The organism is Ilumatobacter sp. (assembly GCF_046290335.1).
In the GTDB taxonomy this organism is placed as follows: domain Bacteria; phylum Actinomycetota; class Acidimicrobiia; order Acidimicrobiales; family Ilumatobacteraceae; genus Ilumatobacter_A.
In genome coordinates this window covers 27,198-40,967 of the sequence record NZ_JBKAGH010000002.1, presented here as the reverse complement: position 1 = coordinate 40,967, position 13,770 = coordinate 27,198, and the positions used below count along the sequence as shown (strand labels likewise).

General features: G+C 67.5%; 12 protein-coding genes. 4 read left to right on the top strand and 8 right to left on the bottom strand.

Annotated elements, in window-relative coordinates:
- The first annotated feature begins 25 nt into the window (after nt 1-25).
- Nucleotides 26-1,030 carry a rod shape-determining protein gene (locus ACE37B_RS08745; protein ID WP_409923659.1) on the top strand — a complete coding sequence of 335 codons (1,005 nt, stop codon included), beginning with the start codon at nt 26-28 and terminating at the stop codon, nt 1,028-1,030.
- 11 nt (nt 1,031-1,041) lie between these two features.
- Nucleotides 1,042-2,553: an RNB domain-containing ribonuclease gene (locus tag ACE37B_RS08740; protein ID WP_409922939.1), complete on the top strand. Its 1,512-nt coding sequence runs from the start codon at nt 1,042-1,044 to the stop codon at nt 2,551-2,553.
- A 76-nt stretch (nt 2,554-2,629) separates the two neighbouring features.
- On the opposite strand, the gene ACE37B_RS08735 is transcribed toward ACE37B_RS08740, so the two are convergent.
- Together ACE37B_RS08735 and ACE37B_RS08730 are read right to left on the bottom strand one after the other, a co-directional pair.
- Nucleotides 2,630-4,021, bottom strand: a complete 1,392-nt coding sequence (locus tag ACE37B_RS08735; protein WP_409922938.1) for a PQQ-dependent sugar dehydrogenase — start codon at nt 4,019-4,021, stop codon at nt 2,630-2,632.
- Complete coding sequence (locus ACE37B_RS08730; protein WP_409922937.1) at nt 4,018-4,944, bottom strand: acyl-CoA thioesterase; 927 nt, start codon at nt 4,942-4,944, stop codon at nt 4,018-4,020. The genes ACE37B_RS08735 and ACE37B_RS08730 overlap by 4 nt, the downstream gene beginning before the upstream one ends.
- Nucleotides 4,945-5,016: 72 nt before the next feature.
- On the opposite strand from ACE37B_RS08730, the gene ACE37B_RS08725 reads away from it, so the two are divergent.
- Both ACE37B_RS08725 and ACE37B_RS08720 read left to right on the top strand, forming a co-directional pair.
- Nucleotides 5,017-5,676 carry a nitroreductase family protein gene (locus ACE37B_RS08725; protein WP_409922936.1) on the top strand — a complete coding sequence of 220 codons (660 nt, stop codon included), beginning with the start codon at nt 5,017-5,019 and terminating at the stop codon, nt 5,674-5,676.
- Between the two features lie 91 nt (nt 5,677-5,767).
- Complete coding sequence (locus tag ACE37B_RS08720) at nt 5,768-6,355, top strand: class I SAM-dependent methyltransferase (RefSeq protein ID WP_409923658.1); 588 nt, start codon at nt 5,768-5,770, stop codon at nt 6,353-6,355.
- A 42-nt stretch (nt 6,356-6,397) separates the two neighbouring features.
- Here ACE37B_RS08720 and ACE37B_RS08715 read toward each other — a convergent pair whose 3' ends face one another.
- From ACE37B_RS08715 to ACE37B_RS08690, 6 genes are all read right to left on the bottom strand, one after another.
- Entirely contained in the window at nt 6,398-7,549 is a 1,152-nt protein-coding gene (locus ACE37B_RS08715; protein WP_409922935.1) for an MFS transporter, read from the bottom strand.
- Nucleotides 7,549-8,337, bottom strand: coding sequence for a lysophospholipid acyltransferase family protein (locus ACE37B_RS08710; RefSeq protein ID WP_409922934.1), 789 nt, complete (start codon nt 8,335-8,337; stop codon nt 7,549-7,551). Before ACE37B_RS08710 ends, ACE37B_RS08715 begins: the two co-directional genes overlap by 1 nt.
- Nucleotides 8,338-8,424: 87 nt before the next feature.
- Complete coding sequence (locus tag ACE37B_RS08705; RefSeq protein WP_409922933.1) at nt 8,425-9,438, bottom strand: prenyltransferase; 1,014 nt, start codon at nt 9,436-9,438, stop codon at nt 8,425-8,427.
- Complete coding sequence (locus ACE37B_RS08700) at nt 9,435-10,211, bottom strand: class I SAM-dependent methyltransferase (RefSeq protein WP_409922932.1); 777 nt, start codon at nt 10,209-10,211, stop codon at nt 9,435-9,437. Before ACE37B_RS08700 ends, ACE37B_RS08705 begins: the two co-directional genes overlap by 4 nt.
- Before the next feature lie 20 nt (nt 10,212-10,231).
- On the bottom strand, nt 10,232-11,539 hold the full coding sequence (locus tag ACE37B_RS08695) for a glycosyltransferase family 4 protein (protein ID WP_409922931.1): 1,308 nt from the start codon (nt 11,537-11,539) through the stop codon (nt 10,232-10,234).
- Nucleotides 11,540-11,615: 76 nt separating this feature from the next.
- Complete coding sequence (locus tag ACE37B_RS08690; RefSeq protein ID WP_409922930.1) at nt 11,616-13,574, bottom strand: sigma-70 family RNA polymerase sigma factor; 1,959 nt, start codon at nt 13,572-13,574, stop codon at nt 11,616-11,618.
- Nucleotides 13,575-13,770 lie beyond the last annotated feature (196 nt).

Genomic DNA, 13,770 nt, shown 5'->3' with positions numbered 1-13,770 from the left:
GTTCCTGTCGGTGTCGAGGCGGATCATGGCGCGTGACCTCGCCATCGACCTGGGTACCGCCAACACGCTCGTCTACATGAAGGGCCGCGGCATCGTCCTCAACGAGCCGTCGGTCATCGCCTTGAACCGCCAGACCGGCGAGGTGCTCGCGACCGGACGAGAAGCGTGGCAGATGATCGGCCGGACGCCTGGCTACATCGTCGCGGTCCGACCGCTGCGCGGTGGGGCGATCACCGACTTCGAGATCACCGAGCGAATGATCCGACTGCTGCTCCAGCGAGTGGGCGTGAGCCGGTTCACGAGGCCCAAGGTCGTCATCTGCGTGCCGTCGGCGATCACCGAGGTCGAGCGGCGTGCGGTGACCGATGCAGCGCGTCGAGCGGGCGCCGCCGACGCCAACCTGATCGAACAGCCGATGGCGGCAGCGATCGGCGCCGACCTGCCGATCGACGAACCGGTCGGCAACATGGTGATCGACATCGGCGGCGGCACCAGCGAGACAGCGGTGATCTCGCTCGGCGGAATCGTGTCGCTCGAAGCGGTGCGCGTCGGCTCGTTCGACATCGACGCGGCGATCCAGAATCACGTGCGCCGTGAGCACGGCATCGCGATCGGAGAGCGCACGGCAGAGGAGATCAAGGTGGCGATCGGCTCGGCCGATCCGACCCATGACGAGAACCAGGCCGAGGTGCGCGGTCGCGACCTCATGACGGGGCTTCCCAAGACCGTGCTGTTGACCCCTGAAGAGGTTCGCTTCGCGATCGAAGACGTGGTGTCGTCGATCGTCGCGTCGGTCATTCGGTGTCTCTCGAAGGCGCCCCCGGAGCTCTCGCAGGACTTCCTCGTGCGCGGCATGTACCTCGTCGGCGGCGGCGGACTCCTTCGGGGTCTTGCCGAGCGCATCGAACGTGAAACGCAGGTGCCCGTGCGCATGTCCAACGTGCCGCTCGAAGCGGTCGTGCTCGGTGCGGGTCACGTGATCGAGCACTATGAGGCGCTCAAGGGCATGTTCATGGGAGCGCGGCGCTGAGGACCGGAAGCATGCGGTTGCCGGTTGACCTCACCGACGCATCGAACGTCGCCGACTCCGGGGAGTCCGGCATCGCCGACGAGTTCCGCCGGGGCTTCGAGCGGTTGCGTGCGGACTTCGACGTACCGGGCCCGCATCCACCCGAGGTGCTCGCAGCAGCGCAAGAAGCCGCCGCTCGCCCCTTCGAGGTCATCGTGCCTGGCACCGGGGCACCGGGAAGATGGCAGCACGTCGACCGCACCGACGTCGAGTTCTTGACGCTCGACCCGGCGACCAGCACCGATCTCGATCAAGCGTTCGCGGTCGAGATGGCGGGCGATGACGTGCTGCTGCGCTATGCCATCGCTGATGTCGGCTGGTTCGTGCGTCCGGGCGACCCGATCGATCGGGAAGCGTGGCGCCGCGGCGTGACGGTGTACATGCCCGACAGTCGCAGCGGGCTGCACCCTGAGCGGATCGCGGAGGACGCGGGGAGTCTGCTCCCGGGATCGCCGAAGCCCGCCATCGTCTTCCTCGTGCGCGTCGGCCACGACGGCGACGTCCGACTCGACGGGGTCGAGCGGGCGATGGTGCGCAACCGGGCGAAGCTGGCCTACTCGACGGTGACTGCCCCGGATCTCCCCGACGCGTTCGCGGAGCTCTCTCGCCGCTTCGAAGCGTCCGAGCGCGCCCGCGGTGCCGATCGGATCCAATGGCCCGAGCAGGAGGTCGTTCGCGCGCCGGCCGATGCCGGGCATGCGTTCGATCTGCGCTTCCGCCCACGGGTCGAAGCCGAGCGCCAGAACGCGGCGATGTCGCTGGCGACCAACATGGCCGTTGCTGATGCGCTCTTCGATGCCGGCACCGGTGTGTTCAGGACGATGCCGCCGCTCGACGAACGCCACACCGCCCGGCTGCGGCACACGGCGAGAGCGTTCGGGCTCGACTGGGGCAACGACGTCGCCCTCGGAGCGTTCGCGACGTCGTTGCCGGTGGATGATCCGCGAACCTCGGCGTTCCAACTCGCCGTCCGACGAGCCGCAGGTGGAGCCTCGTACACGCCCTATTCCGAGTTCGAGACCGAAGACGGCCCGGGTGACGGCGGGATCCACGAGGGGCGGCCCTGGCACGCTGCGCTCGCCGCCACCTACACCCATGCGACGGCGCCGCTGCGCAGACTCGTCGATCGCTACGTGATCGAAGCAGCACTGGCGATCGGCAACGGACGCGACGTGCCCGACGAGATCGAGTCGGCGTTCGCCGAGCTGCCGGCGGCGATGCGCCGTGGTGACGCTCGGGCGAACCAGGTGGATCGAGCAGCGCTCGATCTCGCCGAGGCGATCTTGTTGCAGGGGCGTGAGGGCGAAGTGTTCGACGCGGTGGTCACCGACGAGGATGACCGAGGCGTCCGGATCCAGATCTGCGAACCGGCCGTGGTCGCCCGAACGGTCGCGCGGCGTGTCGATCCCGGCGACGAGATCATCGTGAAGCTCCGAGCGGTCGACGTCGTCGAGCGCCGCGTCGAGTTCGAACGAGTGGGCTGACCCGAACGAGGTTCGTCCGCGCCTCGGCCTGGCTGACCGCAGCGTCGGCGATCGGGGCCCCGATCCGTACGGGGTGTCAGGCGGGAGCGATGCGCACGAGTTGCCCGTTGCGGCTGAGCGCGTAGATGTCGTCGTCGGCCCCTTCGACGACGGCTGCGAGCGCCGGAACGGTGCCGATTTCCACGACCCTCGCCTCGCCGACGACCGTGCTGTCGCTGATCCCGACCGACGTGGTGTCGAGTGCCCACAGACGACCGGAACAGAAGTCGCCGAAGACGTACCAGCCGTTCAGGTCGCGATACGACGAGTTGCGGGCCACGACACCGCCACTGATCGAGCAGTCACCGTTGTCATGTGGGTACACGTGGACGGGCGGAAGATGTCCATCGGCGGGTTCGTCGGCGTTGAACACCTGATCGCCTTCGAACGCACTCCAACCGAAGCTCACGGCGCGGCCCGCGTCGACCCCGTCGACGGCCGGCGCGACGCTGACTTCTTCGAGTTGGTTCTGGCCGACGTCGGCGACCCACAGGTCGTTGGTCACGGGATCGAACGAGAACTTCCACGGGTTGCGGAGCCCGGATGACCAGATCGTCGGATCTGCATCGTCGGCACCGAGGTACGGGTTGTCGGAGGGGACACGGAACGCGGCGTCGTCGGTCGCACGCGGGTCGATGCGCAAGAGCTTGCCGAGTCGACTGGTGAGGTCGAGCGCGAAGCGTTCCGGGTCGCCGCCCGATCCGCCGTCACCGGTGGCGATGTAGAGGTAGCCGTCGGGGCCGAACTCGAGGTCGCCGCCGTTGTGGTTGGGGAATGGCTGCTCGATCGTGAGCACCTCGCGATACGACGCCGGATCGAATCGGCCGCTCAGCTCGTCGACGGCGAACTCGGCGACGACGGTCGTGCCGGCGTCGTTGGTGAAGTTGACGTAGGCGAGGTCCTCCATCGGATGGAACGCGAGGCCGAGCAACCCTTGCTCACCACCGCTGCGCAGATCGACGGCGTCGACGTCGGTCATGTCGAGCACGACGGTGTCGGACTCGTCGTCGAACGCGACGATCTGGCCGCCTTGTTGGACGACGAACAGTCGCGTGTCGAGCTCGCGTGTGGCCGCGTCGACCGGTTCGTCGTACGAGCCGAGCTCGACGAAGGAGACCTCGGGCCGAGCGAGCGGGCCGGGCGCAGTGGTCGGCGGACCGGATTCGTCGCCGGGGCGCGCGGTCGGGAGGTCGGCGTCGGCGGCCGGCACCAGGGTGGTGGTCGGGCCACCGGCGGTCGTCGGTTCGGTCGATGGTTCGGCCGTGAGGTCGTCGAGCGGGCTGGTCGTGGTACTCGCATCGGGAGCGCCTTGCTCGACATCGGCCGCGGTGTCGGCCGACGGCGGGCCTGCGGAGTCGTCGGATGCGCATGCCGCGAGCACGATCGTGCCGGCGACGAGCACGGAGCTGATCACAGCGCGCCGGGTCACTGCGTGAACCTCGCCAGACCTTCTTGGACGACGCTGACCGCGAGTTGCCCGTCGGCGGTGAAGATCGCGCCGCCAGCGAGGCCCCGGGCGCCACCGGTCGAGATCGCCTGCTGCTGATAGAGCAGCCATTCGTCGACCTGGAACGGGCGATGGAACCACATCGCATGGTCGAGGCTCGCCATCTGGAGACCGGGGTGGTCGAAGGCGAGACCGAACGGCAACAGCGTGGTGTCGAGCAGGGTCATGTCACTCGCATACGTGAGGACGCACGCCTGTAGCACCGGATCGTCAGGCAGCACGCCGTTGGCACGTAACCACACGTGTTGTCCGGTGTTCGACTCGCCCTGTCGGCTCATCGGGTCGCCATCGACGTAGCGCAGATCGATCGGCCGCGGTCGGTGGTACCACGCGCCGATGCGTTCCGCGTGCGGAGCCATCCGAGTGTGGAAATCGGGGAGTTCCTCCGGCGGAGTCATCCCGTCGTCCATCTCGAGTTGGTGATTCGGTCCGCCCGCCTCTTCGTCGTGAAAGCTCGCTTGGAGGTTGAAGATGGCCTTGCCGTGCTGGACGGCGACGACTCGGCGCGTGGAGAAGCTTCGGCCGTCACGGATGCGATCGACTTCATACAGGATGGGCCGCTTCGGGTCGCCCGGTCGCAGGAAGTAGGCGTGCAGCGAGTGGACGTGGCGCCCTGGTTCGTCGACGGTGCGACTCGCTGCGATCAGCGCCTGTCCGGCGACCTGGCCGCCGAACACGCGAACTCGCTCCTCGTCGGTCGACGCGCCTCGGAAGAGGTTGACCTCGATCGCTTCGAGGTCGAGGAGGTTGACGAGGTCGTCGAGTGCCTGTTGGTTCTGTTCGGCCGTCGGGATCGCGGGTGTCGTGCTGGCGGGTGTCGTGGGGGCTGGTATCGGAGCATCCATGTCGTGGCTATGTTGCCACGCTCGACGGTCTCGGCGTCGTCCCGGTCTCCGATCCCCATCTATGGTCTCGGCATGGGCCAACTGGATCTGACCAACGAGCAACTCCTCACCACGACGCGGGCGGTACGCAAGCGGCTCGACTTCGATCGGCCCGTCGACGACGATCTCATCCGCGAGTGCGTCCGCGTGGCGATGCAGTCGCCGTCGGGATCGAACGCGATGACGATGCAGTTCGTCGTGGTGACCGACGCCGAGAAGCGTGCCGCGGTCGGTGAGGTGTATCGCCAGTGCTACGAGATGTACAAGGGTATGGACGGTGTCTACGCCGGGTCGATCAAGAAAGAGACCGCCGAAGAGCAAGCGCAGCAGGATCGAGTGGCGACCTCGGCCGACTATCTCGGCGAGCACATGGGCAAGGCGCCGGCGTTGATCCTTGCGTGCTCGTCGGCCGGGCGCGTCGACGGGGTGCCCGGGATGATGGCGGCGTCGATGATGGCCAACGTGCTGCCAGCGATGTGGAGCTTCATGCTCGCCGCGCGTTCGCACGGCCTCGGCACCGCGTGGACCACCGTGCACATGATGATGGAGCAGCAGGTCGCCGAGATCCTCGACATCCCGTTCGACGAGGTGCAGCAGGCCTGCCTCAGCCCGCTGGCGTACACGATCGGTACCGACTTCAAGCCGGCGATGCGCCCGGATCCCGAATCGATCATCCACTGGAACGGCTGGTGACCCGATCCGACGTCCGCTCCTGTAGCGGAGCAACCTCGTGAGCCACGTCGCGCCGTCACGGTTGTCGGTGGCGCTCGCTGCGAAGGGGTTCATGCCCGCCGACGAGGGGGAAGCGCTCTGGGCCGCGGCCGTCGACGGGGCGTCTCGCGTCGCCGACGCACCGATGGTGGAGGTCGGTTCGTACTGCGGACGTTCGACGGTCTGGCTCGGCGATGCTGCCGAACGGTCGGGACGCTTGCTGTTCGCCGTCGACCACCATCGTGGTTCGGAGGAGAATCAGGCGGGTTGGGAGTACCACGATCCCGAGGTGGTCGATCCCCGTGTGGGAAAGATGGACACGTTGCCGTTCTTCCGGGCGACCATCCACGACGCCGAACTCGAAGCCACCGTGGTCGCGATGGTCGGGCGCTCGGCGGAGATGGGTGCCGCATGGACCACGCCGTTGTCGTTGCTCTTCATCGACGGCGGGCACGGCGAGGAGCCGGCTCGCCTCGACTACGAACGCTGGACCCCGCACGTCGCTGCGGGTGGCATCCTCGCCATCCACGACGTGTTTGCCGATCCTGCCGACGGAGGGCGACCTCCTTACGAACAGATCTACCGCCCGGCGATCGAGTCCGGCCAGTTCGTCGAGGTCTCGGTGACCGGCAGCCTCCGCGTCCTGCGTCGCGAACCCTGACCGTCTGCAGGGTCGCGGTCAGTGACGCGGTCAGTGTCGCGGTCAGTGACGGAAGTAGTTGAGCGCGGCGGTGCCGTTGACGACGAAGCGTTGCCGGTCGACGTAGCTCAACAAGATCGAGCCGGCGAGCATGATGCCGCCGGCGACGATGCCCAGGGTGAGCAAGTCGCCGTTCGCGACGATCGCCCCACCGAGCAGGGGTCCGAACACGCGCCCGAACGCCATGATCGCCTGCGCGTCGCCGGCACGTTCCTCGGGATAGTTCGATCGCGACGCCAACAGGTTGAACGCGGCGGGAAGCCCCATGAAGAAGAGCAGTCCCCAGGCGATGAGCGCAAACGAGAACACGAACACCGAGTCGACGCCAGCGATGAGGAACGCAAGGACCGAGATGATGCCGAACCAGAGCCCGGCCGGCCCGCGGCGGCCTTTGTGCCGCGCCGTCGGAATGCCGGCGAGCGCGTTGCCGGCATACAGCAGTGACACGACGAACGGCGACAAGCCGTTGCGTTCGATGCCGATCGACGCCGCGAAGACGAACACGGCCGACCCGCTCAAGGTGATCATGCCGAGCGCGACCAGGATCGCCTGCGCTGCTCGTGTCGACGGATGACGTCGGGTCGGTCGCCGTCGGCGACCGTCGCCGATGTCGACTTGGTGGACGAGGACGAGCGGGATGGACATCATCGCCGCGAGCATGATGAAGACGGCGTCGACGCCGAGCGAGTCGACCACGATCGCGATGATCGGTGACCCCGCTGCGCCGACGAGCGGGCCGACCACCGCGACGTCGCCGGTCTTGTCGGGGTCGCCGAACGCCGCCTGCCAGCCGAACCACGCCGCCAGTCCCAGCGAAACGCCGCTCACGGCCCTCGAGACGCACAGCACTGCGAGATTCGGTGCGATCACCGACATCAGGTTTCCCGCGACGCCGAGCAGACACATGATCACGAAGAGCTTGCGCAGCGGGCGCAGGAACCTGCCGGCGAACCATGACGAGAGCACGAAGCCACCCAGTTGCGCCGTCGACATGAGACCGACGGCGCCGACGGTGACACCGAACTCCGCTGCGAGCGGGCTGAGCATCAACGGTGTCGCTGCGAACACGAACGTGCTCGCACCGAGCGCCACCAGCAGGGCTGGCGCAACGGAGACGCGCCACGACAGGAACAGACGGGCAGGGACCTGCAGCATCAGTTGTCGACAGGCGACGCTGACGGCGACGCGACGTAGCCGTACTCGGCACGCAGTTGCTCGCGCGCGTCCACGATCGTGTTGCGGACGCGATCGCGCAACTCCGAGAGATCGGACTTGGTCAAGCCCTCGGTCGAGATCGGTGCCAGCACCCGCACCTCAGCTGCCGCCCTCCCCTGGACCCACGAGTCCTTCTGCAAACAGCTGCGCGTGCCGTGGATCGCGAGCGGCAAGATGTCGTAGCCGCCTTCGATGGCGAGCTTGAACGCGCCGGCACTGAACTCGCGGAGGTCGTCGGTCTTGGAGCGGGTTCCTTCAGGGAAGACCAGCACCGAGGTCCGCTGCTCGAGGCGTTCACGAGCGACCGCCAAGGCGGCGACGCCCGACTTCGCGTCACCGCGAACGAGTGGGATGTCACGCGCGAGTCGCATCAACTGACCGAGAACCGGGATCTTCATGATCTCGATCTTCGACAGATACTTCATCTCGGTCGGCAAGTGCGACAGCAAGAGCATGTCGACGAAGCTCTCGTGGTTGGCGACGACGACGTAGGGCTTGCGCATGTCGTCGGGGAGCTCGCCAGACGTCGTGAACTTCCAGAGTGGGTTGAGCCAACTGTTCGGCATCACCACCTTGCGGAACAGGTACCCGGCGGCGTACGCGCCCTTGTCGAACGGGTAGGTGACCAGCCGGACGACCGCGACCATCGGCAACCAGAGCAGAACGGACAGCCCGAGGACGAACCAACTCCAGACCGACAACACTTTCCGCACCATGTTCGACTGCATCGGATCGAGTGTACGGCGACCCCCCATTTCCCGTTTCGGTCGGGTTCGTGCCCGACCAGCCGGCACGAGCCGGAGGCAGGGCGAGCGTCAGTGGACGAAGAGGTTGCTGGCCGGGGTGGTCCCGGTGATGGCGTCGACGGCGAGGATCACGGCGGCGGCGGTGTAGCTCGTGTGTTCGTCGAAGGGGAACAGCACCTGTTCGGGATACACGACGCCCGTCCAGTACGAACCGTCGTCGCGTCGGTGCGTTCGGGTCCAACGCAGGAGATCGCACGCCGTCGACGTGTCGCCCATCGCTGCGAAGGCGATTGCACACTCCGCGGTTTCCGATGCCGTGACCCACGGTTCGTCGCTGACGCACCGGATTCCGAGGCCGTCCATCACGAACGTGTCCCAGCCGTCGGCCATGCGGGCCTTGGCCTCCTCGCCGACCATCGCCCCGGTGAGGACCGGGTAGTACCAGTCCATCGCCCAGCGCGTCTTGGGCTCGAACGCCTCGGGCTTGGTGCGTACGGCGAGCATCATCTCGTCGGCGGCTCGACGCCATGCGGGCCGCGGATCGTTGAGTGCGTCGGCGAGATGCGCGCCGCAGCGCAGGGCGTGCGCGATGCTCGACGTGCCGGTCATCAATGCGTACGACCATGGTCGGTCGTCGGGCTCGATCGCCCAGAGGGCCAATCCGTCGTCGCGGCGCAGCGCCAACACGAAGTCGAGCGCCTTGACCACCGTCGGCCAGAGATTCTCGGCGAACCCACGATCCCACGTGCTACGCCAGTGATGCCACACGCCGGTCGCGACGTACGCGCAGACGTTGGTGTCGAGCTTCGGATCCTCGACCGAGCCGTCGTTGGCGTAGTAGTTGTGCCAGCTGCCATCGGGCCGCTGGATGTCGGCGAGCCACTCGTAGGCGCGCTCGGCTTCGAGGTGCAGCCCGGCGATGTCGAGTGCCATCGCCGTCTCGACGTGGTTCCACGGATCGCAGTGGCCGCCCGGGAACCAGGGGATCATCCCCGAGTCGAGCTGGAGCGACGCGAGGTGGTCGGCGGTGAGCTGCAACTCACCGGCCGACATCACGCCGTCGAGTTCGGGGACCGAGCTCATGCGACCGAAGGTGCCTCGACAGCCGGTTCACCAGCGGGCCGAACAGCCGGTTGAGTAACCGGCTTGTGGCCATAGAAGACGATGCTCTTGCCGAGCGCCGGTGACAACACGCGCTCGGCGAGTCGCGTCGACGTCGGCTGCTCGACGATGTCCCATTCGAGGAACGACCGGTACTTCGCGACGAGGGCGTGGTCGTCGTTGCGCGGGCCGACCGCACACTTGAGCCACCAATACGGCGAATGGAGCGCGTGGGCTCGATGGGTGCCGCGCAGATCGAGCCCGGCCGAGCGCAGCTTCGCGGCGAGTTCGGTCTTGGAGTAGATCCGCACGTGGCCGCCGTCTGCCTTGGGGGCGTGATACTCGTCGGACAGCATCCAGTTGATCTTCTCGGGCATCCACGCCGGGACGGTCGCAGCGAACATCCCGCCCGGCTTGAGCACCCGCACCATCTCGTCGATCGCGGCGACGTCGTGCTGGATGTGTTCGAGGACCTCTGAGGTGATGACGATGTCGAAGGAGTCGTCGGCGAATGGCAGGCAGGTGGCGTCGCCGCGTAGCACCCCCTTGAAGCGGTCGAGTTCGATCTCGCCGGCTGCGACCATCGCGCCCAGCGTCGCTCGGGTCTCCACGACCTCGTTCTCGGCGTAGTCGAGTGCCACGACGTCGGCGCCGCGCCGTGCGCACTCGAAGACGTGGCGGCCGAATCCGGCACCGACGTCGAGGACGCGATCACCGGGGCGCAAGCCGAGGCGGTCGAAGCGGATGGTCAACATGGAACGGTTTCCTCGTCAGTTCAGATGCGGCCGTTGCGGCGGAGCTTCTCGACGTTGGCCGGCATCGCCAACACCTCTCGATACTGCTCGACGGTGAGCTCAGCGCACCGCTTCCAGGTCCACCGCTCGAGCACGCGCTGGCGACCGGCCGCTCCGATCTTGTCGCGCAGTTCCTTGCTGTCGAGCCCCCGGGCGATCGCCGCGGCGAGCGCGTTGGCGTCGCCGGCCGGGCACTGCAGCACCGTCTCGCCGTCGGTACCGGTGACCTCGGGAAGGGCGCCACCGTCGGTGGCGACGAGCGGCGTGCCGGAGCACATCGCCTCGATGGCGGGGAGGCTGAATCCCTCGTAGAGGCTCGGGACGACGGCGAGTTCGGCTTCGGAGTACAGCTCGACGATGCGCTCGTCGGTCACGCCCGACACGAAGTCGATATGGGGTCGCAGACCGAGCTCTTCGATCAGACGCATCGACTTGCCCGGCTTGGGCTTGCCGATGATCGTGAGCGTGACGTCGCGTTCGGTTCGCAGCTTCGCCATGGCTTCGAGCAGATACGACAGGCCCTTCAGGGCGACGTCGGCCGACGCGGTCGTGATCAGACGGCCCGGGGTGCGCTCGACGTGGTCGAGGGGCTTGAACAGCTCGGGGTCGACGCCCACGGGGACGAGGCGCATCCGATCCTTGCTGACCCCCATGTCGGTGTGGATGTCGTCGATCGAGTTCTGGCTGACCACGACGATCCGCGGCATCTTCGACGCGACCTTGCCCTGCATCTTCACGAACGAGTACCAGCGTCCGACCGACCACCGCTTGTACCGGCTCTTCGCGTGGCTCATCTCGAGCTCGCGATCCTTGGTGATCGGGTGGTGCAGCGTGACGATCGTCGGGATCTGCTCCTCGATCTTCAAGATGCCGTAGCCGAGGCACTGGTTGTCGTGGACGAGATCGAAGTCGCGGGTCCGCTGCTTGAGTTCGTTGGCGGCGCGGGCCGAGAACGCCAGCGGTTCCGGGAAGGTGCCGGTGAGGAACTGGGCCATCTCGAGCAGGTCGTAACGGTTCTTGATCTCCCAATAGCCGGGCAGACGGCCGGGAAAGTGGTCGTTGAACGTGTCGAGGCTCGGGAGTTCGTGCAGCGTGATTCGGTCGTCGAGGACGGGGTACGGCTGGCCTCCGAACACTTCGATCGTGTGGCCGAGGTCGGCGAGCGCTTTGGTGAGGTGCCGGGTGTACACACCCTGGCCGCCGACGTGTGGCTTGCCGCGATACGTGAGGTACGCGATCTTGAGTGGCGCATCCGGATCCAGCATGTTCCCCGACCCTTGCGATGCCATTCGAGGGAGGCTATCGCCCGGGGTTACCAACCGGTAGCACTGCGATGGCGTGTCGGGGACGGTGTTCGGGCCGGACTCAACTGCAGGTGACGTTGACCGAGCCCGACGTCGACGCGGCGTTTCCACGGGCATCGGTGGCGCTGATCGTCCAGTTCCAGGTTCCCGACAACGAGACGCCAGCGGGCCCGGCGAGCGGCACCTGCCCGATGAATGCGCTCGAGCCGCTCATCGACGTCGAGCCGCTCGAGCCCGCGGGTCCGCTGATCGAGAACGTCGCCGAGATCGGAGGCGACTCGTCGGTGATGATCGCGTAGCCATCGGCCTGCAGCCCGTCCTGGAACGTGGCGCCGAAGGTGAAGCGCACGCACTGGAAGGTCCCGCTCGGCCCGGAGATCACCGGTGGGCGCTCGGCGGAGCCACGGAGTTCGAGCGAGAAGGTGTCACCCCCTCCGGAGATCTGGAGCGAGCGAGTCTGCGTCTGGCCTTCGGGGACACCGCCCCGGTCGATGGTCGCGGTGACCTGCTGCGACTGGCCGGCGGCCAGGGTGCCCGACGTCGGTGAAACGCTGAACGGGGCGGCCGAGCCGGTGATCGTGAACGTGACCGGCAGGTCGCCGGTGTTCGTCACGGTGATCGACCCGCTCGAGGCGCTCGATCCGAGATCGATCAGCCCACCGGACACGCTGAGCCGCCCCGGACTCGGCGCCACGGTCGTGGTGGTGGTCGTCGTGGTCGTGGTGGTGGTCGTGGTCGTCGTCGTGGCGGCCGCCGTGGTCGGTGGTGACGTGGGCGCCGGTGGCGGCACGGGTGGCGCCGGTGGGGTGGCCGAGGTCGAGGCCGGCGCAGGGGCGGTCGTGGGAGCAGCGACGACCGGAGCCGTCGTGGTGCTCGGCACGGTGGTGCTCGGCGCGGTGGTACTCGGCGCCGTGGTGCTCGTCGTGGTGGTCGTCGGCGTCGTGGTGCTCGTGGTGGTGGTCGAGTCCGGCTCGCTGGCGGTGGTCGCCGGCTCCGTGGTCGTCGTCGACTCGGCACCGCTGGTGATGGCGACGGTCGCACCGCGCAGGGCGTCGTCGGAGTTCGTGCGGTCGAGCCACAAGAACCCGATCGTCGACACGACCAGGATGAGCGAGGCCGCCGCGGTCGGCGCGACCCACGCGGCGACGCGTCGCGCGGCGCGAACCACCTGCGGGAATCCGCCGTCCGCGGTGAAGCCGTACGGTGTCGACGGCGCAGCGGCCTTGGTCGCGGCGGCGCCCAGAATCCGGTCGCGTAGCGCCGGCGGCGCAGCCAGCACCGGGGCGGCACCGAAGAGCACGAGCGGCGCTGCCCGCACTCGGCGCTGCTCGCAGACCTCGCAGTTGTCGATGTGCCGTGCGACGCGCTTGCGGATGAGCACGGTGAACTCGCCGTCCCACGCGCCCAACAGCTTGTCGAGGTCGCCGCAATCCTGACGGCCGGCCCTGGCGACGACGAACGCGGCCAGGCTGCGTTCGATGCGTTCGCGCATTCGGTGGACGAGCGTGTAGCTCTGGTTGGCGCTCACGCCGAGTGCGTCGGCGAGGTCCTGGCCTTCGAGTCCTTGGCGCACCGACAGCTCGAGGACGAGCTGGTCGCGCTCGTCGAGGCCGCGGGCGGCGTGGCGCACCAGCGAGGCCATCTCCTCGCCAGCCATGTCGTCGACCGTCGCATCACCGGGATCGAGGTCGCGATCGTCAGCCATGTCGTACCCGTCGTCCGCGCCCGAGAAGTCGGTAGCGATGGTTCGCCGTCGTTTCTTGGTCCGTCGGTAGACCTCGTTGCGCAAGATCGCGAACAACCAGGGCTTGAGGCGCTCGGGATCGCGCAGCTGCCCGAGCCGTTCGGCGGCGATGAGAATGACGTCTTGCAACACGTCCGCCGACTCGACGCGGTCGTTGAGCATCGCCGCAGCGGTGTCGTGCAGCGAGTTCCCGTATCGGTCGTAGATGGCGGCGAGCGCGGCTGAGTCGCCAGCAAGATGGCTCGCTACCAGTTGTGCATCGCTGTCGATCGTCATGAGCCATCGGCCGCCTCCTTGCCTGTCCAGAGCAGGGAGATGCGGCCGCCTTACACTTTGTGTTGCACTTTGATCACCGAAGCGTGATCCGAGACGTGATCACGGTGATCGGGCGGGTCGATTGCGGAACGAACAGTGCGCAGCCCCCAATCGTGTCGCACCACTCGTCTCATGGGTGCGAATCGTCCAGCGATGT

What these genes read in the sequence shown, in the direction of transcription:
- ACE37B_RS08695 (WP_409922931.1), bottom strand. Translation starts at nt 11,539, where the DNA reads ATGGCATCGCAAGGGTCGGGGAACATGCTGGATCCGGATGCGCCACTC.
- ACE37B_RS08720 (WP_409923658.1), top strand. Translation starts at nt 5,768, where the DNA reads ATGCCCGCCGACGAGGGGGAAGCGCTCTGGGCCGCGGCCGTCGACGGG.
- ACE37B_RS08710 (WP_409922934.1), bottom strand. Translation starts at nt 8,337, where the DNA reads ATGCAGTCGAACATGGTGCGGAAAGTGTTGTCGGTCTGGAGTTGGTTC.
- ACE37B_RS08730 (WP_409922937.1), bottom strand. Translation starts at nt 4,944, where the DNA reads ATGGATGCTCCGATACCAGCCCCCACGACACCCGCCAGCACGACACCC.
- ACE37B_RS08700 (WP_409922932.1), bottom strand. Translation starts at nt 10,211, where the DNA reads ATGTTGACCATCCGCTTCGACCGCCTCGGCTTGCGCCCCGGTGATCGC.
- ACE37B_RS08740 (WP_409922939.1), top strand. Translation starts at nt 1,042, where the DNA reads ATGCGGTTGCCGGTTGACCTCACCGACGCATCGAACGTCGCCGACTCC.
- ACE37B_RS08705 (WP_409922933.1), bottom strand. Translation starts at nt 9,438, where the DNA reads ATGAGCTCGGTCCCCGAACTCGACGGCGTGATGTCGGCCGGTGAGTTG.
- ACE37B_RS08725 (WP_409922936.1), top strand. Translation starts at nt 5,017, where the DNA reads ATGGGCCAACTGGATCTGACCAACGAGCAACTCCTCACCACGACGCGG.
- ACE37B_RS08745 (WP_409923659.1), top strand. Translation starts at nt 26, where the DNA reads ATGGCGCGTGACCTCGCCATCGACCTGGGTACCGCCAACACGCTCGTC.
- ACE37B_RS08715 (WP_409922935.1), bottom strand. Translation starts at nt 7,549, where the DNA reads ATGCTGCAGGTCCCTGCCCGTCTGTTCCTGTCGTGGCGCGTCTCCGTT.
- ACE37B_RS08690 (WP_409922930.1), bottom strand. Translation starts at nt 13,574, where the DNA reads ATGACGATCGACAGCGATGCACAACTGGTAGCGAGCCATCTTGCTGGC.